The following is a 25,310-nucleotide window of genomic DNA, read 5'->3' as shown; positions in this document are numbered from 1 at the left end:
TCGATACAATCGCACCTTGAATTTACACATTAAAATGAAATGAACACTTCTCAAGATAAAATATACTCACAAGAATTTGAAAATGTAGGCGATTTTCAGTTCGATGATAAAGTTGCTGGTGTTTTTAATGACATGATCCGACGATCAGTTCCAGGTTATGGTCAAATATTAACAACCCTCGGTGCACTTGCCAATAAATACGTCACTCCTGACAGTTATGTTTATGATTTAGGCTGCTCGCTTGGTGCTGCTACATTGAGTATCCGTCGGAGCATAGGATCGCGTAACTGTACTATTATCGCGGTAGACAACAGCCAACCGATGCTTGAACGCTGCCAAGAAAATTTGAGGGCATATGTGAGTGACACTCCTGTCGATCTCGTTTGTAGTGACATACGTGACATTCACATTGAAAATGCCTCAATGGTTGTGCTTAACTTTACGCTACAATTTCTGGTCCCAAAAGACCGAGAAAAGCTACTGAAAACAATTTACAAAGGTCTCAAACCAGGAGGGATATTGGTCTTATCTGAGAAATTAAATTTTGAAGATGACTCAATCCAAAGTCTGCTTGATGATCTTCACCTAGACTTTAAAAGAGCTAATGGTTACAGTGAATTAGAAATAAGTCAAAAACGTAGTTCACTCGAAAATGTCATGAAACCAGACACCTTGAAGCAACATGAAATACGATTAAAAGCACAAGGATTTGTCCATTTCAACCCTTGGTTTCAATGTTTCAACTTTGCTTCTATGATTGCGATTAAATGACCCTTTCAACGCGATTAATTAAAGCAATCAACTTCAATGTTATCGTTCAATTTTTATCTTTCGAAGGGACAGTTAAGTGATCAGTTTTAGTTCATTTTATAAAAAAATAGCAGATTCTAGCCTTCAACATTGGTTAGAAACTCTACCCGCTATTTTAGGGCAGTGGCAACGTGAGCATAAACACGGAACGCTCCCTAAATGGGAAAAAGTACTGAACAAGTTACACTATCCGCTTCCTGACACATTAGCGCTTAAACACTCAGTGACCATTGGCAGTGGTAAGCAACTTACCGATGGAGAGCAAGAGAAATTAACCAATTTACTGCAGATATTTAAGCCTTGGCGTAAGGGGCCCTTCTCGGTGCATGGAATAAACATTGACACCGAATGGCGTTCTGACTGGAAATGGGAACGTATCTTGCCTCACCTTTCCGCACTAAACAAGCGCACAATATTAGACGTTGGCTGTGGCAGCGGTTATCACATGTGGCGCATGTTAGGCGAAGGAGCTAACCATGTTGTCGGAATAGACCCATCAACCTTATTTCTTTGCCAGTTTGAAGCGATAAAACGCCTCGCAGGCGAACATTTGCCTATTCATCTCTTACCCTTAGGCATAGAAGAACTGCCCCCTTTGGATGCATTTGACACCGTTTTCTCTATGGGCGTCTTGTATCATAGACGTTCACCTATTGATCATTTGTTACAACTTAAAGATCAATTGCGAATAGGTGGTGAACTAGTATTAGAAACATTAGTGGTTGATGGTGATGAAAATACTGTTTTGGTTCCGGAAGATAGATATGGCAAGATGAATAATGTATGGTTTCTTCCTTCCGTTGCCGCTTTAGCAAGTTGGTTAAAAAAAGCGGATTTTATCAATATTAGATGTGTCGACATTGATGTCACTTCATTAGCAGAACAAAGAAGTACTGATTGGATGCCAAATGAATCGCTCGTTGACTATCTCGAACCGAATGACATAAACCTGACAGTAGAAGGGTATCCTGCGCCTAAACGTGCAACGTTTATCGCAACCAAAAATCAACCAAATAAGGATTTAATGTAACCTTTAAATTCATTTTCTATTTTCATGATAAGAAAGTCGATAGAACATAAAAGATACATTAATATTTTAAATCATAAATACATTAGTCAATGGGAAGCACTATGTTTAAACAGATAATCTGTATTACAGTCGCGGCTGGCTTAGCAGGATGTGCAACGACAACTCAGGAAAGCGCAAATTTGACCAAAACAGTCAGCGTGACTGTTCTAGAATCAAGTCTCGCACAACAGCAAACTGATTTGATGCAAGCAATGGATGAAAGCAAAAAGTCGCAGTCACTCGCTATTACAAGTTTATCAAAGCAAATAACGGCGTTAGAACAAAAGTTAGCACCTGAAAAACAAATCGTTCCCGTCGTACCGGATTGCCCTGCATCACCTCTTGGAGGCAAATTTATCCTCGGCTCGGTCGAAAAAGTCTTTGTCGAAGAAGTCAAAGCCAACTTTAACACCCGCATTGATACTGGTGCTGAATCATCGTCATTAGATGCACGTAATATTATTCTCTTCGAACGTGATGGCAAACAATGGGTCAGGTATGACGTATTCACTTTAGGTGAAAAAGCGCCTGCGCAAACCTTCGAATCTAAAGTCGAGCGATTCATCCGTATCAAACAAGATGCGGATAGCCAAGCAGATCGTCGTCCAGTGATTCATGCACATCTACAAATAGGTAAGTACACAGCAGAAACGGATCTTAACCTGGTTGATCGCAGCCATTTAGATTTCCCACTTTTACTTGGGCGTAAATTTATGCAAGATATTGCCGTTGTCGACGTCGGGCAAACTTATATACATGGTAAAAAGAAGCCTGCGCCTGCGCCAGTCTCTGATAAATAGGAACTTTCTACATGCATTCTAAAAAACCCTTTTATATTCTTGTTATTCTGCTCTTTATTTCAGGGATCACCGCGAGTGTGTTTCGTGGTATTGAGCACAATGTCCCTTTCTTGCCCGGTGAACAGATCCAGAGCTGGGCCGTTGATGCTAAAGTCAGCTTCCAAGGCACTGGAGAACCAGCAGAAGTATCATTTGCACTGCCTCATGATCCTGCGTTTGAAGTCTTAGTTGAAAATGCTTCTTCACCCGGTTACGGTCTTACCATTAACAAAGATAATCCTTTAGATCATCGTGTTTTATGGTCAGTACGTGCCGCAAATGGTTTACAAAACCTGTATTATAAAGTGACCTTAATCCCGACAGGCATCACCAAGATTAACGCACTGGAAGAACCGGTAACACCTCAGCCCTACGTATGGCCTGCCACTGAAAAAGATGCCGCTAAACAGGTTATTGATAAAGTATGGGGAATGAGCGCAACTAACTTAACTTTTGCCCAACAGCTCAATAAGGCATTAAATGCCACCGAAAGAAGTCAAAATGTTGAGTTGCTACTCAGTAGTAACAGTCCAACTAAGCTCTTTTTACATATGCTGCATAATAAAGGGATCCCAGCGCAGGAAGTCAGTGGGTTATTTCTTGAAGATCAACGTAGAAGACAGCAATTAACCAATTTTGTTGAAGTCTATAATGAGGGTGAGTGGCTATTATTTAATCCGGCAGACGGCACGCAGGGAAGAAGTGACAATGTCCTCCTTTGGGATCGTTCAGGTAAGTCAACGTTAGATGTGACTGGTGGCGTCAATTCTAAAGTGAATTTTTCAATGCTCCAAGACACACGTTCAGCATTAGCCACCTCCATAGATGTGATGAAAAGTAAGGGCACATTTGACTTCTCCTTATATCAATTACCCTTAGAGGAACAAAGTCTGTTTAAAGGCATTTTACTGATCCCTATCGGCGTACTTATGGTTGTTTTTTTACGCGTGATTGTAGGGCTGAAAACCTCTGGTACGTTTATGCCAGTGCTTATCGCACTATCATTTATACAAACAACACTCGTGACAGGGTTAATTGGCTTTATTCTGATCGTAGCCTGTGGCTTAATGATACGATCCTACTTATCACAGCTAAATTTACTCTTAATTTCACGAATATCGGCAGTGATCATTGTCGTTATAGGTATTATTGGGCTATTTACCCTTCTTTCCTACAAGTTTGGATTAAGTGAAGGCTTAACGATTACGTTCTTCCCTATGATTATTTTAGCTTGGACGATTGAAAGAATGTCCATTTTATGGGAAGAAGAAGGGCCTAAAGAAGTCGTCTTGCAAGGTGGAGGTAGTTTATTGGTCGCAACACTGGCTTATTTAGCCATGAGCGCAACTTGGATACAACATTGGGTATTTAATTTCCTCGGTATTCACTTAGTCATATTAGCTGCAGTGTTATTAATGGGCCAATATACAGGTTACCGTTTACTCGAACTTAGACGCTTTAAGCCACTGGCTGGAGAATAGTCATGAGACTGGAATTTGCCAACCCCTCATTATTGCGAAAAAGTGGCGTATTAGGCATGAATAAACGCAATATTGATTATATCGGCCGCTATAATCCGCGTAAATTTTATAAAAGAGTCGATGATAAACTCACCACGAAACAGCTCGCTATTGACAATGATATTGCCGTACCTGCACTTATTGGTGTTGTACGTGAACAACATGAAATAGAAGCCATCCCCGCAATGGTCAACGAAGAAGACGGGTTTGTGATCAAACCTTCTAAAGGATCGGGTGGTAAAGGCATTTTGGTGATAACCAAGGTCGAAGCTGGTCGTTACTTTAAACCCAATGGTCAAGAAGTTAGCCACAGTGAGATCTATCGACATGTCTCAAATATATTAAGTGGTCTCTTTTCTTTGGGTGGATCTCCTGATGTCGCCATCGTTGAGGGGCTGATTCAGTTCGACCCTGTATTTGATGGTTATTCCTACGAAGGCGTGCCTGATATTCGCTTGATCGTCTATAAAGGCTTTCCTGTCATGGGCATGCTAAGATTGTCAACCGCAGCTTCTGATGGTAAAGCTAATTTACACCAAGGTGCTGTCGGCGTTGGTGTCGATATTGGTACTGGAAAAGGCTTACACGCAGTACAATTTGATACGCCAATCGATGTGCATCCTGATACCAATAAGAAACTCACTGATATCGAGGTACCTCATTGGGACTTTTTATTGAATACTGCATCAAAAGCTTATGAAATGAGTGAAATGGGGTATCTCGGTACCGATATGGTACTAGATAAAGTTAAAGGCCCTTTGCTACTCGAACTCAATGCTAGACCTGGATTGGCCATCCAAATCGCGAATGGACGAGGGATTTTACCTTATTTAGATCATGTTGATTCATTAGGCAACCATAATATGACAGTGAGTGAACGTGTTGAATATGCTAAAAAGCATTTTTGTCATAGCGATAAGCTGTAATTTTAGTGTCAATGTGGCGGCCCAAGCCGCCACATCTCCTCTTCCTTTACTCATCAATCAATGTCTACAGCTCGCCTCGCCTGTTGAAACCTTGAATCAAACGCATGACGCTACTAATGACATGCATGATCTGGTGGGTTCAAGTTACCGAGTAGAAAAGTCTTTGCTCGGGTTATTTAATATTAAAGACCGTCTAACATTTTACAAAAGCTTTCCATTATCACCCTCACATTTAGAGGGGATACTGCGCTGTCAACTTCGGCTTTCTGATATGATGAGTGAAATACTTAATTCAACTCAGATCCATGAGTTAACGTCAGCTCTACGACAAAGTGAAGCGGCTGAATTAACACAATTGGGAATGAGGATAAACCAATTAATCATAGATGAAACTAGCCAAACCGATAAGTCTCAGCTTTACACCGCTCAAGCCAGTGTTAAACATGGATTACGAAATACAGACTTAATTTTTGAATTTACTGGTACAGATTGCTTACTGCCTAATGAAAAAAAACAAAAAAATGTTGATTTCTCCATTGCCTCTTATTTAATAAAACAGCAAGACAAAAATTGTAAAAAAATAGTTTGGCAAGCTTATCAAGGACGAGCAAGAAAAAAAAATACCCCTGCATTAACCCGCATAGCAAGCCTAAGACAGAAAAAAGCCCATCAAGAGGGCTTCGCCGATCACAGCAGTTTTATGTTAGCTAAACAATTTCTTTCATCACCTGAGCTGGTATCATCATTTCTCAATATTGAAACAAACGCGATTAATATACCACCATGGGAAATAGGCTCTGTACTAGCAACAAGTAATAAAACACCAGTTACTACACTCACTTCGGTTGCTTTTATTCAGCTTCTTTATGCCAGAGCCAATACGTTAGGCTTCACATTTGATATTGTCACAGAACATATCCACCGAGTCTGGTTTAATGGCAGACTGTTAGGAGAGATCTATTTCAATGATAATCAACATTCACAAGCAAAAAGATTAAGAACGCCAATTCAAGGATTACAATTTGGCCAAGTGCAATTAAATACTAAAACTCAGCTCAACAACTATCGAGATAAAGAGGCGTTAATATCAGCGATGGCCACGGCGCTATTCCAATTGTCTGCCAGTCATCATTACTATCTCGTTAATGTTTTGGGTGATACATCTGATACCTCACTATTGGGCCAGTTTTGGTTGGAACATTATTTGTCTCAAAACATCCTAGAACCCAAACAATTAAAGAGCCAAGAGGATATCATAGCCACATATTCAACCCAGCTGAAAGTCTTTCGGGCTAAAGTTGCATTAGATTTTTATCGCCATGGTGGCTCTACAACGGACACTCACCTCTCAATAGAATTTGCGAAAGCATTCGGTCAGACTTGGAATAAGCCAGAAGATTTCCCTTATAGCTTTCTCTCCATAACCGATCTTGGTCCACTCTATTATCAGCAGCTTTGGCAACATGAATTAGCTAAGTTAATTTACCTCAATACTCAAGGCTGCCAACATCAACAGAAAGTATTTGAACTGTTACTCATTAATGAAGATTCACTTAACTTAACACAAAGGTTAATCCATTTGTTAGGGCAGCCTATCGATCCCGCTTCACTCATTAACAGAATAAAAAATGCATCCAATGTTGAAGAGCAGCCTATTTTATCTTGCCATCTTTAGAGTACGTAAAAGAGGCCTGAGGTGATCAAGCCTTATTCGAATAACACTACATCAAAGGAACAATAAAAGTTTGCTCGTGAAGCGTTAGCGGCCATATGTTGTTTTGGTACAGGCCGTAAGATGAGCGAGCATCTAACAACAAAGAAGCCAAGTCTCCCAAAGGTTGAGACGTAGAAACAAGTAAATCTCCTTGTTTAAGTTGCAAAGCTTCATGCTTTTCTTCGAACATCAGTACTTCTTTACTTCGAGTACCAATGCCCTGCTCCTTGACACTCGCTCTACTTTTTAACACCAGCTTAATGGCAGACTGTTGAGATCTTTTCTGCACGGTACTGTATTTGACATTTTGGTCACTAAGCCATTGAGCCATCGCTTGTTGATGTTGGGTAATAGCGTATGACTGAGGTTTCACATACTGCTTGATGACGTTAACATCACTCAGATAAGGAAATTGATGTACCTCTTTTTTACCGGTAGCCAACACAATAAGGGAAATTGATTTGAACAACTTAGTCGGATCGCTTTGATAGTGAGTATCTGCCACCATATTGCGATCGCCAGCAGTCGGCAAAGTCAGTAGTGTCATTAATTCGGCTTTATTTCTGTTAGCAAGTGCTAATAAACTGACTAATCCTAAACACTGTTTTGCTGTTCTAGCACCCAAATTACCCGGTGTCTGATACTGCCAGCCTGGATAATCTAATCGATTTTCCAATAATACCGACAAAGTGCCATAAAAAGCAGCATAATTCCTTAAGCTTGTCAGGCTGGCTCTTGCTTCCGTCAGTGGTTGATTTAGTTTCACAATAGCACCTTGGTAGCGCTGTGCCCCCTGTCCTTGGCTGATCACCATATCAATAAGTTGAGGCAAAAAATTATTTTCGGCATATTGACGAATGTGTTCTGGAACATTTAAGTTATTGGCTATTTCGAACTGACTTTCAACATCAGTCAAGTATCCCTGCTTCCCAGCCAACGTTGACTTATAGATCGGAGACTCGTGCATATCCAACAGCACATTGGGAGCATAATCACTCAATACTTTAGCGACAATCCTAGATTCAGGGCTTTCCATGGCAACATAATCTGCATTAATATTGCGGCCTTGTTTATTATTACGGGTACCTAGATCCCAACCATCGGGATTAACCATGGGTAAAATATTAATATCCAAATTTGCCAACAAATGTTTATATTGTCCTGCATTTACTTGCTCTAAAAATGCCAATACCCCTAAAGGGCCAGATGCTTCATTACCATGCTGACCTGACACAACCATCACTTTGAGCTTATTATTTATCATCTGATCACCCAGAGACACTTGGTAAATAGGCTGGTGATCAAATGATTCCCCCACTTGCTTAAGGCTCATTTCTGTATTTTGAGCAACTAAAGCTTGTAATTTGTGGTTAAATTCTTGTGCTGAGTATCCGGCTTCCGCTACCATTTGAGTGTGAGTCTGGTTGACTCTTTCTGAAAGCAGGGCCTGGAACGGCATAACAATAATGAACAAACTCGCCAAAGCCAATAGTTTATATGACTTAACATGAGGGTAAATTATCTTATTCTTGTTTTTAAACATAAAGGCCTAGAATCCTTATTATGAGTGATAGTCAAAATAGTCTATTACTTGGTCACTAAGCCGTAAGGTAGACTGCGGAACATGTTTGGTTGCAGCTGAATATTAGGGCCTGTATTAACACCACGCCAATCTAACAACATCACAGCCAACACGTTTCTGTGTTCGCCATAAGAAAAACTGAAACGACCATCTCTCGAGGGGATCATGCCTTGTTCTTTATCTATCGCGTTTAAGATATGTACTCTCACCTTACTGACTACGGGATCGGTTTCTTTACCTGCAAGTAAAAAACTAATCGCTGTTTCAGTGATCACATCTTCTTTACTTCTTGCTATAATTTTGTCAATATTGTTACGGAAATAATCGTAGATCCATTGAAAATCCTGTTCATTAATAGGACGTTGGTAATATTCAGAAGCAGCAAAAATAAGATGCGTTAAGCCATATATTTTGTTGGCAAACTCTTGTTCCGTCAATTGATCATCTTGGCTATCAGGGTAAGTCGCCTTGAAAGTATTAATAAAAGATTCAACCACGTCTTGCTCACCCAATTGACGTAACCAATAAACTTGATTGGCAAGTTGAGCCGCCCAAGCTCGGATCATGTCCGGATCACTCGCATATTTGGTAAAATCATAGCGTTTTATGACCTCTCGTAACTTAGCATCTTCCCTGTGTTTTAAACCATATTCATCCGCCCTACTCATGGACCCAAGTAAGTACATGAGATATAAATACTCAGGCATTTTTTGCAAGCTTTTACGTCTGAGTGCTCCTCTAACTGGATCTGTATCTGTATAGTTTTCACTACTAATTTTAACATAGTCACGGATCTGTTCAGAGGTATATACCTCCATAGCAAACCGATTTAATAGGCTTGTCAACCTTGCCATATCAAGCCAAATAGCTGATGTATATTTATCTTCCTGAGTTTGCCGATACATACGTAGCCCATAATGACCCATTTTAAATGCCGGTAAGGTATAGAGCTGCTCTTCATAGGTTTGCTTAATCAGATCGGCACCAGCCTTCAGATTTTTCCTATTCGCCTCATCGGCATAAGCACATAAATGGATACTGATAAGTAAGCATAAACCGGCGAGGTACATTTTCATGTTAAATCCTATGAATAAGTTTGATGGCAACTAGCAATCAAAACTAACCTAATATTACCTATATTTCGTGTTGAAAGAGGCAAAATAAATGATGTATGGGCACTAATATTTTTATTCGTTAAGCAAACGATTGACAGGGTCTCAGACGATAACAGGCTTAAACAACAAGCCTGTTAATACTCACCTTATCTGAATTGAGAGCTAAGGAACTAACCACGCTGTTTTTGGGGACTTGGATAACAGCCAGCTCAGTAATAATGCACCAGTACCACTGATAAAAATCCATAAAGGGATCACCCAGATAGGGTGTCCTGTATGCCAAGCATAATTTTTCATTGGCCAGAGAAAAATAGGGTGTAGTAAATAGATACCTAAACTGTATTTACTAATAAAACTAATTATCGCCTGTGATTTTTCAGGTAGTAATGCATCTGCATGGCGAAATACAAAAAAGAGCATTCCTGCAGCAGCAACTGTATTAATGGTTTTATAAGAAAGCCATCGACCAAAAGTATACTCCCCTAACATAACACTTTGACTAATAATCATATAGACCGTTGTGCCCAATGCGCTCAAACCAATAATAAGTGCTATTATTGTATTCATTTTAGTCAATTTAACTCTTTGATATAAGGCGTAACCTAATAGTAAATAGCCACTGTAGAGCCAGATTTCAGTACTCCATATACCGTCATATTTAATCAAGTAGCAATATGTCGTCAATAACCAAATAGCGATAATAGTAAAAAGAGCTATATTATCTAATTTTTGTACCATTACACGTAAAAAAGGAATAACAAAATACAGAGGAATGAAGTAATAAAAGAAACCAAGGTGATAATATGTATATTCAAAAGGCAAATCAAACAAGACCTTTTTTGCAGAGTCTGCATCATAACCTTGAGCTGTTAACCCAGAAAAAATTGCATAAAAAACAGACCAAAAAAGAAAAGGTATCAAGACCTTACCTAGGCGTTTTTTCACATAGTAAGGCCCATCGAACTCTCTTTTGTCACTCAACATTAACGCGCCAGTGATCATAATAAATATCGGGACTGCCCAGCGACTTAAACTATTCACTGACACCGCCGTTGCCCATTGATCAAAAGGAATGCTATTCAACTCCTCCCGATAAGGCGCTATAACATGAATCGCAATCACAGCAACCGCAGCAACACATCGCAGTAAATCAAAAAAGAAGACTCTTCCCATAACCGTTTCCTATGGTATTTTTGTGTATTCACTTCATTTAAGTGAAATGTATTGTGAGCTTACAGCAACAAATGCTATTTCTCATTTTTAATCTTTTTAATGATTAATTTATATTATACAACTGATAAATCCCACTTGCCTATTACTGATGCCAGCTAAGAAGCAACATGCTATTTTTAATGATTTCATGTGACTAATACTTCCCTTAAAACTGAAAAAACCAACAATAGACACGCTTGTCAGGTTCATATTAGTTACATTATCAGCATTAAAATCAACAATAATTGCCATGAAAGCGTTATTGTTCTTGGGCAATAGACAGATATTTATAGCAGCCTTCGCTAGAATCAGTCATTGAATAAACAGGGTGGGATCCACAATTAAAGTCATTGATGATGGCGGCTAAGTGATTAAGCACCAATAAAATAATTAAATTGAAAAGTTTATCGAGCTCACTGCGCTGGGTACAGGGTCATATTTCCCTGACACTGTGCTGCTTAAATAACCATTAGACGAGATATCCAGTACTGATGATGTTAACTGTCGATTTATGATGCCAATAGTGTCATTGACGGGGTTAATGTCTTCAGCTTGAGGTTTAGATATTGCTCCTGTTTCATCTACCTGTCCTGCAATACTCACTTCAGGAGGATCAAATACTGGAATGCCATCAATAACCGATTGAGCCCCCAATAAGGGAGCCATCTCTTCAATTGATGGTACAGCTTGTTGTCTTTGAGAAACCAATTCAGCTTTTGCTTGATTTAATTTTTTCATTGCTTCCGCAGCAACTTGTATATCTGCTATTGAAGGATTTGATGGTGCCATTGCTGCAGCGTAAACTTGCCGCATTTTATTGACTGTCGCCAAGGGATTTCCAGCGACCACAGAAATATCTATCGACACTTCACCATCGACAGCATATCGACGACCATCACTTCCTTGTTCATAGCTTAATCGGGGACTTTGAGCCAAACTCCCACCAACACTCGCATGCGCCTGCTCATGGGCCCTCACTTCGGCATCTCTCTTAGCAAGCTGAGCCAATACCTGTTGCTCAATGATGAGCTCTTCTACATTTTCATCCCTTGAACGCTTCGTTTCTTCGGGATCACCTTCATAAGGTGTAAAAATAGGGGGGCTGGTCTGCTCACTTTCACCGAAAAAACTTGAAGGAGACACAATTTGTTCAGCTAATGATGGCTCATTAATAGGGTTAAAAATAGACTGAGCATCATTATCTGTTACTAACTCGGTGGTACCATCAGAATGACTTTTATCATCAAAAAATGGAGGAGACATTGGCACTGATGAACTCGGATCTCCCCTTGTTGGAGTCGTTGCTGTTTCAATGCCTGATAATGAAACAATAGACGTCGTATTCACTAAACCATCTACAGATAATGCACCTTGGGCTAAACTAAAACTGCCTTGCTCAACCATTGAAGGTGCTTGCGAAACACCACCGGAGCTGACGTTCGTCGTTATGTTAGCACGAACGCTGGGTAAATTGACTGCACTGGCATTAAGAGACACTGATTTAGACGGGGGAATTGGAGCAACTGTCGTATGTAATGTCGCGGGCACTGTAGCAGCAGACGAAGTCGCTACAGAAAAAGACGGTGAAACTGCAGGCGTACGAGTAATGGAAGAAAGACGATCTCTTCCCCCTGATACATCAAGCGATACATTCACCCCTAACACACCAACTAGACTTCGATATTGATGAGGCTGCCTATCGTCTCTGAAGATGTTTCAATGACTTGTGCTGAAGCCTGACCTTGATTTTTTGATTCAATGGCAGAAACTAACGCATCAGTTTTATCAACATTTTCAATAGGTCTAACTTGATCGGTTTCTTTATTTTGTGTCTGCTGAGCTGGTGGCGCATTGGTAGCAACATCAACCGTCGCCTGAGTAAGACCTGATTGTGCACTTTGCAGACCAGCTTGGCCGGATGAAAAACTGGATGGAATTTGCATATATTTAACTCCAAATAAGCTTTAAATAAACACTAGAGTTGCTTTGACAGTAAACTCGGTAACACACCTGTTTCAAGGTTAATTATTGACCATTCGCCCCCAAAAGTCCAGCTTAAATCTGTGTTTTAGTCCTCCTCAACACACTCCACCAAGGTAAATAACTGAAATAAAATAAACTTCCTTTGTTGCTCTTTACGCTAAATCCAAGCTGACTCCCAATCTTTCCAAACAGGGTTAAATCCTTTTGCTCTCATCGCAGCACAGACCTCAAGAGGAGATCTATCATCACTGATCTCAAACTGATCAAGTTGCGTATTAGGCTTAAGATACCCGCCAGGTTGTGTCGAGCTGCCTGCACTCAATTGAGTAATACCCAGTCCAAACAAATGATCACGTAAACCTGCAGGTTCTCGTGTAGAGAGACTGATTTCAACTTGATGATTAAACAATCTAAATGCACAAATAAGTTGTACTAAGCCTTTATCGCTTAATTCCACTTTAGGTGTTATCCCACCAGTACATGGACGCAGTCTCGGCAGGGAAACACTGTAACGTGTACGCCAAAAATGAGACTCTAGATACCCCAAATGATGACCCAATAACAGGGCATCTAAACGCCAATCATCTAATCCGAATAATACCCCTAACCCTATTTTATCAACCCCTGATCTTGCAATTCTCTCTGGGGTGGTGAGTCGATACTCAAAGTCCTGTTTATTGCCGCGAGTATGATGTTTAGCATACGTTTGTGGGTTATAGGTTTCTTGATAAATCATCACAGCATCAAGGCCAAGACCCACAAGCTTGGAATATTCAACTTCTTGAAGTGGTTGCACCTCCATAGCAACGTAACTGAAATGAGCTTTAACACTGGGCAAGACAGAGCTGAAATAGTCTATTCCAACTTTGGTTTCATGTTCACCAGAAACCAATAAAATGGAGTCATACCCCATTGACTTAATCACCGACATCTCAGCGGTTAATTCATCGATATTGAGTGTCTTACGCTTAATACGGTGACTCATGCTAAACCCGCAGTAATCACATTCATTAGCACACAAGTTAGATAAATATAATGGAAGATACATCCCGATATTCGCCCCAAAGCGCTGTCGGGTGATATAACCTGACGCTTGCGCCATTTGCTCCAGATAAGGCTCAGCAGCCGGAGATAAAAGCGCAAGTAAACTGTCCAAAGAGCCTTGTGGATTTTGCAGTGCTCTTTCCACGTCTTGCTCTGTACATGAATAAAGCTTTAAGGTGAGTTTTTCACGAGAAAGCCCTGTTAAGTAATGCATAAAACTCATTGCAGTGATTCCTTTAAGCCCAGATATCTTTGATGCTGACTAATCATTGAGAAACCCAGTCAACGGACTGGTATGAATAGCATGCTGACTCACCAAGCCTAAGCCTGCAAGGTAAGCATCTCTGCCCGTCTGTACTGCTTGGGCAAAACAGCGGCCCATGGCAATAGGATTGTTACTACTGGCAATCGCCGTATTCACCAACACGGCATCAGCCCCGAGTTCCATCGCTCTTAATGCTTGTGATGGTGCACCAATTCCCGCATCCACAATCACTGGAATATTTGCTTGTTCTATGATCATTTTTAAAAAAGGCTCGGTCACCAAGCCTTGATTTGATCCTATCGGACTGCCTAAAGGCATGACAGCTGCACAGCCAACTTCTTCCAAACGCTTACAAAGTACGGGATCGGCATGAACATAAGGCAATACTACGTACCCTTTTTCACACAGAATGGTCGCCGCTTTCAACGTCTCAATGGGATCAGGCATGAGATATTTAGGATCGGGATGTATCTCCAACTTTATCCAAGGAGTCGCTAACATTTCGCGGGATAATTCAGCCACAAAAATCGCCTCCTTCGCATTTCGAGCCCCTGCTGTATTAGGCAAGAGTTTAATGCCACTGTGTAAAAGAGGTGATAAAATATCGTCATTGCCCGTTTTAAGATCCACGCGTTTCATCGCCATGGTCACTAACTCAGACTCAGAGGCCTTAATTGCCGCTAGCATGACCTGAGAAGATGAAAATTTACCCGTACCTGTGAATAACCTTGATTGAAATATATGATCCGCTACTGTAAACATACTAACCACCTGCTACGACTGAAAATATTTCAATGTTATCTGTCTCTTCACAGAGCCTTTCTTGCCAGTGCACCCTAGGAACAACATGGCCATTACAGACCACTGCCACTGATTTTGGTTCCATATTTTGCTTGGTAATTAACCCCATAATATTCAAACCTTGAGGGATAAGTATCACATCATCATTGACCATAATTTCACACGTTTTCATTATGCTGTTTCCTCGAATTTATTGGTATATACCCTATGAAGCTCTCTGGTATATCGTCACTCAAATCTGCTTTACGCCAGCACTCCACACACATGGCATTGAGGATCTCGACTCAGTGTTGCACTGCGCCAACTAAACGTTAACCCATCAAATCTCAGCAATTTTCCACACGCATTTCCCATTCCTAATAAGCAATTCATTGCCATTAACGTTTGCATCGATGCCATTGTGCCAACCATAGGGCCTAACACACCGGCAGTAGTGCAATTTTGAGCCACTAAGGTCTCTTTTGGAAACAAACAGTGATAACAGCCAGCAGCAGGAGCCTGCTCCAAATCGATTGTAAAAACAAAACCTGAAAAATGCGCCACAGAGGCTGTCACTAGGGGAGTTGTTAACTGGACACACATTTGATTCACACTATGACGAGTCGCTAAATTGTCACTGCAATCTAAAACAATATCAGCGTTGTTGATGTTATCGCTGGCATTAGCCAAGGATAACCGTCTTGTGATACTGTGGAGTTCACAATCTGGATACCGCCTCATCAGTTTTTGCTTTGCACACAACGATTTATACTCACCAATGTCCCTATCATCAAATAACAACTGCCTTGGCAAATTGGACACTTCAACACTGTCATCATCCATTAACGTCAAGCTCCCCACCCCTGCCGCAGCCAAATATTGAGCAGCCAATTGCCCTAACCCGCCGACACCAACCACCAGCACCTTCGCGCGCTTTAGTGCAGACTGGCCAAACTCGCCGACTTCTGGCAGTAATATTTGTCTTGAGTAACGCATAAATTCATCATCATTGAGTGACATCACACGTCCTCCATATTTCACAAAGTGATGTGTATTCCTTGCCAGGATCATCAGCTTGGGTCACTGCTCTTACCACTGCAACATCATCAACCCCCGTTTGTTTAACCGCTGTAAGCACAGATGCATCGATGCCACCAATGGCCACCAAAGGATAATACTCACCCAGTAGATCCACATATTTCTTCAGCTTATCTAGACCTTGTGGAGCCGACGGCATGTCCTTGGTCGTCGTTGGGAAGATATGCCCTAATGCGATATAAGAGGGTGATATTTGGTGAGCAAGCAACAACTCGAAATAACTGTGGCTTGATACACCTAAGGCCATGCCTGCTTTCGCTATCTCAATAAGATCTGCCAAATAGAGATCTTCTTGCCCAAGATGTACACCATAAGCACCATGCTTAAGCGCAAGCTCCCAATGATCATTAATAAACAGTTTTGCCTGATAATCTCGACCTAACTGAATTGCCGAACATATTTGCTGTTCTACATATTGATCTGCCTGCTCTTTTATCCTTAATTGAATCGTCTTAGCCCCCGCTTTTAGCAAACTGTGCAGTAAAGCAACATCTGCGATCACAGGGTACAAACCCAACCTTTCAGTAATAGGTGCAAATTTAAGACCTTGGGGCAGTGATGGACCACAGTCGAGGGTGGTTGTGGTAGGGTAAACACTCAGATCTGAGGGCCAACCTGTTCTAGCAAGTGGCCCCGCGCCGCAGCCAACCTGATAACTCGCCCCAATTCCAGCTGTCACATAGGCTTTAGCAACCACGATCGCATCATGCAGCACATAACCATGAGCCATAACACTTGTAATTGCAGAACTTAATGTACAGCCGCTGCCATGGATATTTTCGGTATTAACACGATGGCCGGAGAAAAGAAAGCTTCGTCCTTGATGTCGTGTAGACATCCCATTCGCTTCAACACACACAAAGATGTCTTGCGCAGATGCTGCCAGCCAAGTCGGACCTAGATCGCCCCCTTTCGCTAGCACATTACATGCAAGTTTATCTGATAAGTATTGCGCTGCGAGTAAGCAAGATGTTTGATCGACTAAATCTGATCCCTGTGTATCGGCCATCTCGTTCGCATTCATCTCGCACAGATCCACCAGCGCCGCGAGTTCTGCCATATTAGGTGTAATTAAGCTCAATAAGCCCCTAAAAGGTGAAAAATCTAAACAAGGGTTTAGTGTGTCACCACAGCTTGCAAACATCACTGGATCTAAAATGACATTCACTTCAACACCACATCGCTGACTGTAACTAAATAGCGCGTTTTTAAGCCAATTAGCTAACAGAGTGATCTGTCTTTGGTTAACCAATAACCCGATTTTAATCGCAACTGGTGGTAAGTCATGTAATAGCGTATCAAGCTGCGAGCGAAACATGGCCACTGAGACAGATTCAACTAAATTCACTGCAACAGAAGATTGCGCCGTCAAACAGGTCAAGACACTGCAACCATGACAACCTAGATCCTGCATGGTTAATAAATCTGCTTGTACGCCTGCCCCTCCACCACTATCTGAGCCAGCAATGCTCCACACAACTGGCTTGATGACTGAAGGTGTCAATGAACAACTCATGCCTTAGGCCTCTACGTCAACAACATCAAGATTGACCGTCCCCGCTTCATGATAAAGCTCGCCTCCCTTCGCTTTAAAATCAGCCGACATTTGCTCCATCCCCGTTTGAATATCGGTAGCATTTTTGACTTGATAGCTAGCATTAGACTGCAATTGAATGTCTTGCGCAGCCGCGTATTCTCGCACTTCTTGACTTATCTTCATCGAGCAAAATTTAGGACCACACATGGAACAAAAATGCGCGACTTTAGCTGATTCCTGTGGCAAAGACTCATCGTGATAAGCTTTGGCTGTTTCGGGATCAAGCCCTAAGTTATATTGATCTTCCCAGCGAAATTCAAATCTGGCCTTAGAAAGTGCGTTATCGCGGATCTGCGCAGTCGGGTGTCCCTTGGCGACATCACCGGCGTGAGCAGCTATCTTATAAGTAATGAGCCCTTGTTTTACATCCTCCTTATTTGGCAAGCCGAGATGCTCCTTAGGCGTCACATAACAAAGCATGGCGCAACCGTACCACGCAATCATTGCCGCACCGATCCCTGAAGTAAAATGGTCATAACCTGGAGCAATATCAGTGGTTTGTGGACCTAGCGTATAAAATGGAGCCTCATCACACACCTCAAGCTGCTTATCCATATTCTCCTTAATAAGGTTCATCGGGATATGCCCTGGGCCTTCTATGATGGTTTGCACATCATACTGCCAGGCTATGTTAACTAACTCGCCTAAGGTTGCTAATTCACTAAATTGCGCTTCATCATTAGCATCAGCGATGGAGCCTGGACGCATACCATCACCCAATGATAGCGACACGTCATAAGCGGCACATAACTCACATATTTCTTTGAAGTGTTCATAGAGAAAGTTTTCCTGATGATGAGACAAGCACCATTTAGCCATAATAGAACCACCACGGGACACTATACCGGTGACACGTTTTGCCGTCATCGGCACATAACGTAAAAGTACCCCTGCATGGATGGTGAAGTAATCCACTCCCTGTTCAGCCTGTTCAATCAAGGTGTCTCTGAACACCTCCCAATTAAGATCCTCGGCAACGCCATTGACCTTCTCTAATGCCTGATAAATTGGCACGGTACCAATCGGCACCGGTGAGTTACGTATGATCCATTCACGCGTTTCATGAATATAACGCCCAGTTGAAAGATCCATCACGGTATCGGCTCCCCAACGCGTTGACCAAACGAGTTTTTCTACCTCTTCTTCAATCGAAGAGGTCACTGCTGAATTACCGATATTAGCATTCACCTTCACCAAAAAATTACGCCCTATTATCATAGGCTCAGCTTCTGGATGATTGATATTCAAAGGAATAATCGCACGACCTCGCGCAATTTCCTGACGAACAAACTCAGGGGTAATAACCTGTTCTATCGATGCGCCAAAACTCTCTCCTGGCGCTTTTTTCCTCAGAACTTTATCTTCAATAACATTCTGCTCCATATTTTCACGGATGGCAATATACTCCATTTCAGGAGTAATGATCCCTTTTCTTGCGTAGTGAAGCTGCGTAACACACTTACCAGATTGGGCTTTTCTGGGTGGCAGCAAAGAATCAAATCTAAGGTGATCGAGTCCATCATCAGCTAGGCGCTGTTGAGTAAAACCAGAACTCACGGCCTCTAGTTGTTCGGTATCACCTCGCTCTTCAATCCAATGTTGCCTAAATTTAGCCAGTCCTTTGCGAACATTAATTTCCACGTCAGGATCGGAATAAGGACCGGCACAGTCATAAACTTTCAGAGGTGCATTGGACTCAAGTATAGGCTTTGATTCTGTGCCACCAACCATGGTATCTGATTGGAGAATTTGGCGCATTCCCACACGCAGATCTTCACGACTACCTGTTAGGTACACTTTTTCAGAATTAGGATGTTGTAGAGGTGTTAATGTATCAATAAACTGTTGAGCTTGCGCTCGAATTTCACGACGATTTGACATAAGCAATCTCACCTTAAAAAGAAATGAAGTTGCTTGCCTGGAGATGTTGAACAGCAGATACAATATGAAAATGTATCAGATAAAAACATAAATTGAATTAAGCTTTCAAAAAATGGCTTAACACAATGACAATACTGGTGTTAAAAATGACACCCGTTAACGGCTCAATTCGAATCATCAGTTCAAATTTACCCCATTGAGTTTTATTAGTACTCGTATAACATTGTCACATAACGCACGAATTTATTGTAATTATCATGCTTGTTTCCTTCGCAGGTATTAGCCTGATCAGGTTCAACGGATCCCGAATAAACGGTCTCAGCCAATAGGCACTCCGACAAGATGGAAACGAGTATAAACGTAAAACTGTGAGTTAAACAAGCTATTTAATAGCAGAATAATTATGGTTGCGATGAATCAATTTAATTTCTTAATTAATTGATTTAAATTTATTATTTAGTAATTTACTTAATTATTTTAGCAAAAGACTAATCTTCAATGAATAAATATCAATTCAGTAGTTATGTTTTATTCCCATTCTATCTGCTCGCTCGGCAATTGACTTTTTCAGTTCCGATGCAAGAGACTTACCATCACATCGAAATGGATAGCCTAAATTTTCTGCATAAGGATTGAGTGGCGTTGGCGTTTTTACTACTCGGTAACAGGTATGGCCTTTTTTAACGATACGATTGGGATCTAACTCATTATCCAATGTTTCAGCATCAACCCACATATTATGTTCAGGGAGATCTAACAGAATGAAATCTCCATCCATCTCACTCATCGATCGCTTACGGGTATACCGAACGGACTCCTCTATCACTACCTTATCCAAAGCCAACTCCCTTTGTCTTTGAACATACCCTTGAGTAGATTGGCGTAAACTTCGGCTAGATTGAGTTTTTATCTGGCTTGTTGAATTCGTATCAACCACCTTAGTTGCCGTCACACTGGCTTTCTCTTTGGATTTTACCTTAAAGGATTCTTTAACAGCGCTTTTTTTAAGGGGAGGTTTACTGACGGTTTTAGCTGCAGAATGAGTCTCATCAACGAACTTAGGTACGAATAAATCTTCCTTTTGCTTAACAGCTTCAATATTAGCCTCAATAGTTTCAACTTTGACGTCATAATACATATAGGCATTCAGCTTGGGTTGCTTCGATTCAGGTAGAGTTAATGGGTTAATTTCCCATGTTTGCTCTAAGATGATGATGATAATTAGGTGAGTCATGACGGCAAACAGCAAAAAAAACAGATTTACTCTATTGCAATGATATGATCTACAAGTTGTCACCCTACCAAAGGCTCCATTAATACTAAACGTTAAAACTTCATCTTGCACATCACTTACATTAGCCGTTAAGCCCTTGGTATTATTACTGTTCATTTACTGATATAAATTCCATTTTACCTGTCCGATTAACACTCAATGCAACATCATGCTTCAAGTTCCTTAATCTTAAGAGACAATAATTTAAATAAAGTTCACTTTCAACATCGCATTGACTTATCCCTTTTACATTACCTAATTAACCTGAACTCGGGATAACGAGTGTCAGATATGTTTGATTTTTTACTTAAAATCAACAAGTTAAATTTCATCTAATTATTATTATTTACCCACCCACTTGCTTAATGCCGACATTTTTGTCGATATCAAGGCGGGATTTCGTACGTAATAGCTGGCTATGACTAGAAAGCACAACAAAGATAGGGGCCAAAATAGCGATATTAAGCGGCGCTGCTTAACCCGATCTCAGGTTAATTAGATACCACCACAAAAAATAAGCTTACACATGTAAGCTCAATGCTAGTATTAAAAACTGAATACTGTTAATCTCTAAAAAGTGTTGAACTGAAGTTGAAGTCCATGCCCAAACAGAAAATGTGTTATCAAACAGCACTTAAGCTAAACTCGAGTGGCTATTCACCATCTGAAGAAATAGCCAACAGCCTCAGTCATGCTTTAGGTATTATTGCTGGTGTGATCGGTCTAATTTTCTCGGTACTCAAAGGGCAAGAGACGCTGGCACCGATTCAAATGACTGGCGTGGTCATCTATTGCGCTAGTATTATTTTATTGTTTTCATGCTCTACTGCCTACCACAGCACCTCTCATCCAAAATGGAAACAAAGATTAAAAATTGCAGATCATTGTGCCATTTACGTGCTTATTGCGGGAACCTACACTCCATTAATGTTACTGACCCTGAACAGTGAGCAAGCAAATACTATCTTGATTGCTATTTGGCTACTTGCACTCGCTGGGGTAGCATTTAAGACTTTGTTTATTCATCGGTTCAAAAAGTTCAGTGTTATTCTTTACCTCACCATGGGCTGGTTATGTGTCACCGTAATGAGTGACATGCTTACTAGTATGTCAGCACTGGGTTTTCAACTTCTACTTGCTGGAGGTCTGTTTTACAGTTTAGGCGTTGTCTTTTATGTGGGCAAACGCATTCCTTATAATCATGCTATTTGGCACCTCTTTGTGCTTGCTGGAGCAGTAAGCCATTTTTTTTGTGTTTATTCAACCTTACTATAGCCTCATTGACACCCACTATCTCGAGCGTAAAAAATGTCAGCATGGGCAATCAGTTTACTATTGATTAAACACAGTAAAAACCTGTTCAAGTTCTGCAGCTTCTGCCGCCATTCCCGTTAATCGGCACATTTCAATAATACACTCGACGGTACATAAACCACCTTCAATTTGATTGCGCCTTAAACTAAAGGAAGACCGCGTATTCTCAGGAAGTGTAAACTTATTTGCAGCTCTTAAGTAAGTGCTCTGCCTTAACATTTTCCGCGCTTCTTGCCAGGTTGCATCCAATATAATAATGATCTCTGGGAGATGTTCATCACATTGTGCTTTATTTTTTACGTCAGTTTGACCCACTGTTTTTTTCTTATCCGATGATGAATGAGTCTCCTGTTCAAGCTTAGGGAACAATACTCTGGCTCGGTTACTGGCAAGCAATGCTAACATTTCCTTATTTGAATCAACTCTTGACCAGATAACACGAGTGCACCATTGGGGAAATAAATTAAGGGCCAACATACCAGTATTGGTAGAACGTTCTACCTCGCGCTCATGAGTTAATAATATAACCTTCATTTATCTCTCTATATTCATTTTTGTTAGCTTAGCTACCCGAGTAAACCAACAAAAGATAACTTTTTAAAGACTCAGCTGGTAGGAGTGATCCTCCCCAGTTATAATGGTGAAAAATATCATTATCTATCTGGCTTACAGCACACTAAATTCTATGGTTCTACCTATGTCAGATCTTTTTACATACTTACAATGCAAACTATTCGGCTATTTTGCTATCTCTCTATTGGCTATTTTACTGATCGCAACAGCAATTGAAAGCTTAGTATTGAATAAGCTGCTTACTTTGCCACCCTCAACCCAACAACAACTCACTGAGCTGGCAGATGAAGCAAGTCTATTTATAAAAAACAATAATATTAAGGGCTTAGCTGAGTGGGAGGAGCAACAAGACTTCACTCTTTTCATTCTTAATAATGATCTTCAATCGATTAGTCAACGAGAGATGCATCCACACTTTATTTTTAAATTAAACTATTTAAAGCAACTTAAACAACCCATGGGAGATCGCGTTAGAAAACCGTTGATCAGTGTACCACTACCTCCTCAACTCACTGACAAACTTAAACAAGAGCATCAAGGTTTAACCTTAGTTGTGCAGCTAAATCCTAACCTTCACCCAGCTCAACAACTTAGCATCAGTTTGTGGATAATCCGTACTTTAGTAGGTTTAGCGGTACTGTTAATGTTTACATCCATACTCAGTAAATATTTAATCAAACCACTAAAACACCTGCAATCAGGTACACAAGCGCTAGCAAGCGGGAAGCTTGACACGCGTATTGCTCAACACTTTTCTACTAACGAGCCTGAATTTTATCGATTAGCCACTGAATTTGACCACATGGCTGAACAAGTACAGCAGTCAATGCTAAATCAGCAGAGGCTACTAAGAGACGTCTCCCATGAATTACGCACGCCACTAGCCAGACAAGTACTTGCTTTACATCTACTTGAGAAGCGACTCGGAGGATCGCACCCCAAGCTTCTTTCTAGACTCGCTCATGAAAATACAGAAATGTCAGCATTGATCAATACGATTCTCAATTTTAGTCGACTCAACAGTGCCCATATTACACTGAATATCAAAGATATCTCTGCGAATATGATCCGTATCAAGGCACTCAATGACATTGAATTTGAAGCCAAAGCACATCAAACCATCATCTGGGAACAACCCGAGGATGAACTCATATTAAAAACAGATTTGGGGCTGCTATCACGCGCCATAGACAATGTACTGAGAAACGCGCTTAAATATGCCGGTGAGCATTGCACCATTATTATCACTTGTATCAAAACACCTGCCAAGATATCTTTCATCATTACAGACAATGGACCAGGAATTGATAACTCAGAATTAGTAACCGTGTTTAATCCATTTACACGTATGGATGATGCTAGGCACTCGAGTCAAGGTGGTTATGGCTTAGGCTTAGCCATTGTGAAGAAAAGTATGCAACTACTCGGTGGTGAAGCCATTGCTGAAAATTTGGGATCGGGTGGCTTAAAAATTAGCTTGTCTATTCCTCAATAATCACCACAAAAGTGGGATAAATGACCTTTGGTTAACACTCATTATCATCAGTTAATAATGAGTTTAACGAGTGATTGTTAACCCCCACTCTCAAACAGATCAAGCGTACTTACTTACTTTTCGCAGTGCTATTTGCTGTTTTAATTTAGAAAGATGATCAGTAAATACAATACCATTTAAGTGGTCCATCTCATGTTGGATGACTATGGCTAAGAAGGTATCAGTGTCGATGTCAAAAGGTGTACCGCTTCGATCGAGCGCCTTAATATTAATTTTTTCACTTCTGGTCACTTTAGCTCGGTAACCTGGGATCGATAAACAGCCCTCTTCACCGACAAATTGACCTTCAGCCATCACGATTTCTGGATTAATAAAAATTTGGGGATGATTTCTATCAGGTGATAAATCGATGACTAATACCGCATGTTCACTGCCCACTTGCGTTGCCGCCAGTCCAATGCCATCTTCAGTATTGTATAGGGTTTCTAACAGATCATCGATTAAGCCTTGCACCATATTAATATCAGTAACAGGCTTAGCTTTTCGTTTTAATCGTTCGTCGGGTATGGTAAGAATATCCAGTATGGCCATTAAGATCACATCGTAAAGAAGTTTTGTTGTTATTATGACGTCATTTTTTCTAAAGGCAAGATTGACAATACCACACAATGACTCAGCTTCGCTCACTGATAGTGGTTACCATCATAAAATAATAAGATATTTCAACAGACACTAGTGCAATATTAAAAAAAATTATATCATCGTGGTCAGTAAGGTAAATGATGTATGGCGAAGAATAACACAAACACTGAAGTATGAGCCGCCACTATTGAATTGAGAAGACCATGCTAGAAAAAAAGCTGGAGAAAATAGTCATTAGCCCGATAGAAAAAATTTGGTTTATCGTGGATCATATCCCTAAAGGCTATGTAAGCTCATATGGAAAAATAGCCGATTTAGCCGGTCTTCCTGGTAGAGCAAGATATGTCTCAACAGCATTGAAAAGAGCACCTAGTTCAATGGCATTACCTTGGCATCGAGTCATCAATAGCCAAGGTAGAATTTCTTTTGAAAGTAAGAGCCAAGCTTATCAAACTCAGATGGAGCTGTTGAGACTTGATGGCGTGCAAGTGAACGATGGAAAGATTTCATTGTCTGAATATGCATGGAAACCCGATCTGATCACTTTAATGTTCGAGATCCCTTTTTAGCGATAACGT

The 25,310-nt window shown here is 40.8% G+C and carries 23 protein-coding genes and 1 riboswitch; of the genes, 9 read left to right on the top strand and 14 right to left on the bottom strand.

Features of this window, described 5'->3' with window-relative positions; genetic code table 11:
* The first annotated feature begins 39 nt into the window (after positions 1 to 39).
* From cmoA to HQQ94_RS11925, 6 genes are all read left to right on the top strand, one after another.
* A complete protein-coding gene (gene cmoA / locus HQQ94_RS11950) occupies positions 40 to 771 on the top strand; it encodes a carboxy-S-adenosyl-L-methionine synthase CmoA (RefSeq protein ID WP_173294637.1) in 732 nt (243 codons plus the stop codon).
* A 76-nt stretch (positions 772 to 847) separates the two neighbouring features.
* Positions 848 to 1,840 carry a tRNA 5-methoxyuridine(34)/uridine 5-oxyacetic acid(34) synthase CmoB gene (gene cmoB, locus HQQ94_RS11945; RefSeq protein WP_173294636.1) on the top strand — a complete coding sequence of 331 codons (993 nt, stop codon included), beginning with the start codon at positions 848 to 850 and terminating at the stop codon, positions 1,838 to 1,840.
* A 101-nt stretch (positions 1,841 to 1,941) separates the two neighbouring features.
* Entirely contained in the window at positions 1,942 to 2,679 is a 738-nt protein-coding gene (locus HQQ94_RS11940) for a RimK/LysX family protein (RefSeq protein ID WP_173294635.1), read from the top strand.
* Between the two features lie 11 nt (positions 2,680 to 2,690).
* Positions 2,691 to 4,199, top strand: a complete 1,509-nt coding sequence (locus HQQ94_RS11935) for an inactive transglutaminase family protein (RefSeq protein ID WP_173294634.1) — start codon at positions 2,691 to 2,693, stop codon at positions 4,197 to 4,199.
* 2 nt (positions 4,200 to 4,201) lie between these two features.
* Positions 4,202 to 5,164 (top strand): alpha-L-glutamate ligase-like protein, encoded by a 963-nt coding sequence (locus HQQ94_RS11930; RefSeq protein ID WP_173294633.1) that lies wholly within the window; start codon positions 4,202 to 4,204, stop codon positions 5,162 to 5,164.
* Positions 5,127 to 6,839, top strand: a complete 1,713-nt coding sequence (locus HQQ94_RS11925; protein WP_173294632.1) for a M2 family metallopeptidase — start codon at positions 5,127 to 5,129, stop codon at positions 6,837 to 6,839. The genes HQQ94_RS11930 and HQQ94_RS11925 overlap by 38 nt, the downstream gene beginning before the upstream one ends.
* Positions 6,840 to 6,885: 46 nt before the next feature.
* Here HQQ94_RS11925 and HQQ94_RS11920 read toward each other — a convergent pair whose 3' ends face one another.
* From HQQ94_RS11920 to HQQ94_RS11865, 12 genes are all read right to left on the bottom strand, one after another.
* Entirely contained in the window at positions 6,886 to 8,421 is a 1,536-nt protein-coding gene (locus tag HQQ94_RS11920) for a M14 family zinc carboxypeptidase (protein ID WP_173294631.1), read from the bottom strand.
* Positions 8,422 to 8,465: 44 nt separating this feature from the next.
* The gene (locus HQQ94_RS11915) at positions 8,466 to 9,536 is read right to left on the bottom strand and encodes a DUF3541 domain-containing protein (protein WP_173294630.1); all 1,071 of its coding nucleotides are present in this window, start codon (positions 9,534 to 9,536) and stop codon (positions 8,466 to 8,468) included.
* Positions 9,537 to 9,737: 201 nt separating this feature from the next.
* Complete coding sequence (locus HQQ94_RS11910) at positions 9,738 to 10,748, bottom strand: acyltransferase (RefSeq protein ID WP_173294629.1); 1,011 nt, start codon at positions 10,746 to 10,748, stop codon at positions 9,738 to 9,740.
* Positions 10,749 to 11,177: 429 nt separating this feature from the next.
* Positions 11,178 to 12,443, bottom strand: a complete 1,266-nt coding sequence (locus HQQ94_RS11905; RefSeq protein ID WP_173294628.1) for a putative metalloprotease CJM1_0395 family protein — start codon at positions 12,441 to 12,443, stop codon at positions 11,178 to 11,180.
* Positions 12,444 to 12,457: 14 nt separating this feature from the next.
* Positions 12,458 to 12,730: a chemotaxis protein gene (locus HQQ94_RS11900; protein ID WP_173294627.1), complete on the bottom strand. Its 273-nt coding sequence runs from the start codon at positions 12,728 to 12,730 to the stop codon at positions 12,458 to 12,460.
* 197 nt (positions 12,731 to 12,927) lie between these two features.
* Positions 12,928 to 14,037, bottom strand: a complete 1,110-nt coding sequence (gene thiH, locus HQQ94_RS11895; protein WP_173294626.1) for a 2-iminoacetate synthase ThiH — start codon at positions 14,035 to 14,037, stop codon at positions 12,928 to 12,930.
* Positions 14,038 to 14,076: 39 nt separating this feature from the next.
* Complete coding sequence (locus tag HQQ94_RS11890) at positions 14,077 to 14,841, bottom strand: thiazole synthase (protein ID WP_173294625.1); 765 nt, start codon at positions 14,839 to 14,841, stop codon at positions 14,077 to 14,079.
* A gap of 1 nt (position 14,842) precedes the next feature.
* Complete coding sequence (thiS, locus tag HQQ94_RS11885; RefSeq protein ID WP_173294624.1) at positions 14,843 to 15,052, bottom strand: sulfur carrier protein ThiS; 210 nt, start codon at positions 15,050 to 15,052, stop codon at positions 14,843 to 14,845.
* A 71-nt stretch (positions 15,053 to 15,123) separates the two neighbouring features.
* Positions 15,124 to 15,879, bottom strand: a complete 756-nt coding sequence (locus HQQ94_RS11880; RefSeq protein ID WP_173294623.1) for a HesA/MoeB/ThiF family protein — start codon at positions 15,877 to 15,879, stop codon at positions 15,124 to 15,126.
* Entirely contained in the window at positions 15,866 to 17,473 is a 1,608-nt protein-coding gene (gene thiE / locus HQQ94_RS11875) for a thiamine phosphate synthase (protein WP_173294622.1), read from the bottom strand. Before thiE ends, HQQ94_RS11880 begins: the two co-directional genes overlap by 14 nt.
* 3 nt (positions 17,474 to 17,476) lie before the next feature.
* Positions 17,477 to 19,435, bottom strand: a complete 1,959-nt coding sequence (gene thiC / locus HQQ94_RS11870) for a phosphomethylpyrimidine synthase ThiC (protein WP_173294621.1) — start codon at positions 19,433 to 19,435, stop codon at positions 17,477 to 17,479.
* Positions 19,436 to 19,683: 248 nt separating this feature from the next.
* A riboswitch (TPP riboswitch) is annotated at positions 19,684 to 19,782 on the bottom strand.
* A gap of 167 nt (positions 19,783 to 19,949) precedes the next feature.
* Positions 19,950 to 20,825, bottom strand: a complete 876-nt coding sequence (locus HQQ94_RS11865) for a hypothetical protein (protein ID WP_173294620.1) — start codon at positions 20,823 to 20,825, stop codon at positions 19,950 to 19,952.
* Positions 20,826 to 21,308: 483 nt separating this feature from the next.
* On the opposite strand from HQQ94_RS11865, the gene HQQ94_RS11860 reads away from it, so the two are divergent.
* A complete protein-coding gene (locus tag HQQ94_RS11860; RefSeq protein ID WP_173294619.1) occupies positions 21,309 to 21,983 on the top strand; it encodes a hemolysin III family protein in 675 nt (224 codons plus the stop codon).
* A gap of 57 nt (positions 21,984 to 22,040) precedes the next feature.
* Here HQQ94_RS11860 and HQQ94_RS11855 read toward each other — a convergent pair whose 3' ends face one another.
* Positions 22,041 to 22,556, bottom strand: a complete 516-nt coding sequence (locus HQQ94_RS11855) for a DTW domain-containing protein (protein WP_173294618.1) — start codon at positions 22,554 to 22,556, stop codon at positions 22,041 to 22,043.
* Between the two features lie 163 nt (positions 22,557 to 22,719).
* On the opposite strand from HQQ94_RS11855, the gene HQQ94_RS11850 reads away from it, so the two are divergent.
* Complete coding sequence (locus HQQ94_RS11850; protein WP_254304047.1) at positions 22,720 to 24,090, top strand: histidine kinase sensor domain-containing protein; 1,371 nt, start codon at positions 22,720 to 22,722, stop codon at positions 24,088 to 24,090.
* A gap of 99 nt (positions 24,091 to 24,189) precedes the next feature.
* On the opposite strand, the gene def is transcribed toward HQQ94_RS11850, so the two are convergent.
* Positions 24,190 to 24,681 carry a peptide deformylase gene (def, locus tag HQQ94_RS11845; RefSeq protein ID WP_173296624.1) on the bottom strand — a complete coding sequence of 164 codons (492 nt, stop codon included), beginning with the start codon at positions 24,679 to 24,681 and terminating at the stop codon, positions 24,190 to 24,192.
* Between the two features lie 254 nt (positions 24,682 to 24,935).
* Here def and HQQ94_RS11840 point away from each other — a divergent pair, with 254 nt between their 5' ends.
* Positions 24,936 to 25,301 (top strand): MGMT family protein, encoded by a 366-nt coding sequence (locus HQQ94_RS11840; RefSeq protein WP_173294616.1) that lies wholly within the window; start codon positions 24,936 to 24,938, stop codon positions 25,299 to 25,301.
* Positions 25,302 to 25,310: the final 9 nt, after the last annotated feature.

The sequence above is a fragment of the Shewanella sp. VB17 genome, assembly GCF_013248905.1.
Taxonomy (GTDB): Bacteria; Pseudomonadota; Gammaproteobacteria; order Enterobacterales; family Shewanellaceae; genus Shewanella.
The sequence above is the reverse complement of the archived record's forward strand: the minus strand, read 5'-3'. Positions and strand labels throughout refer to the sequence as shown.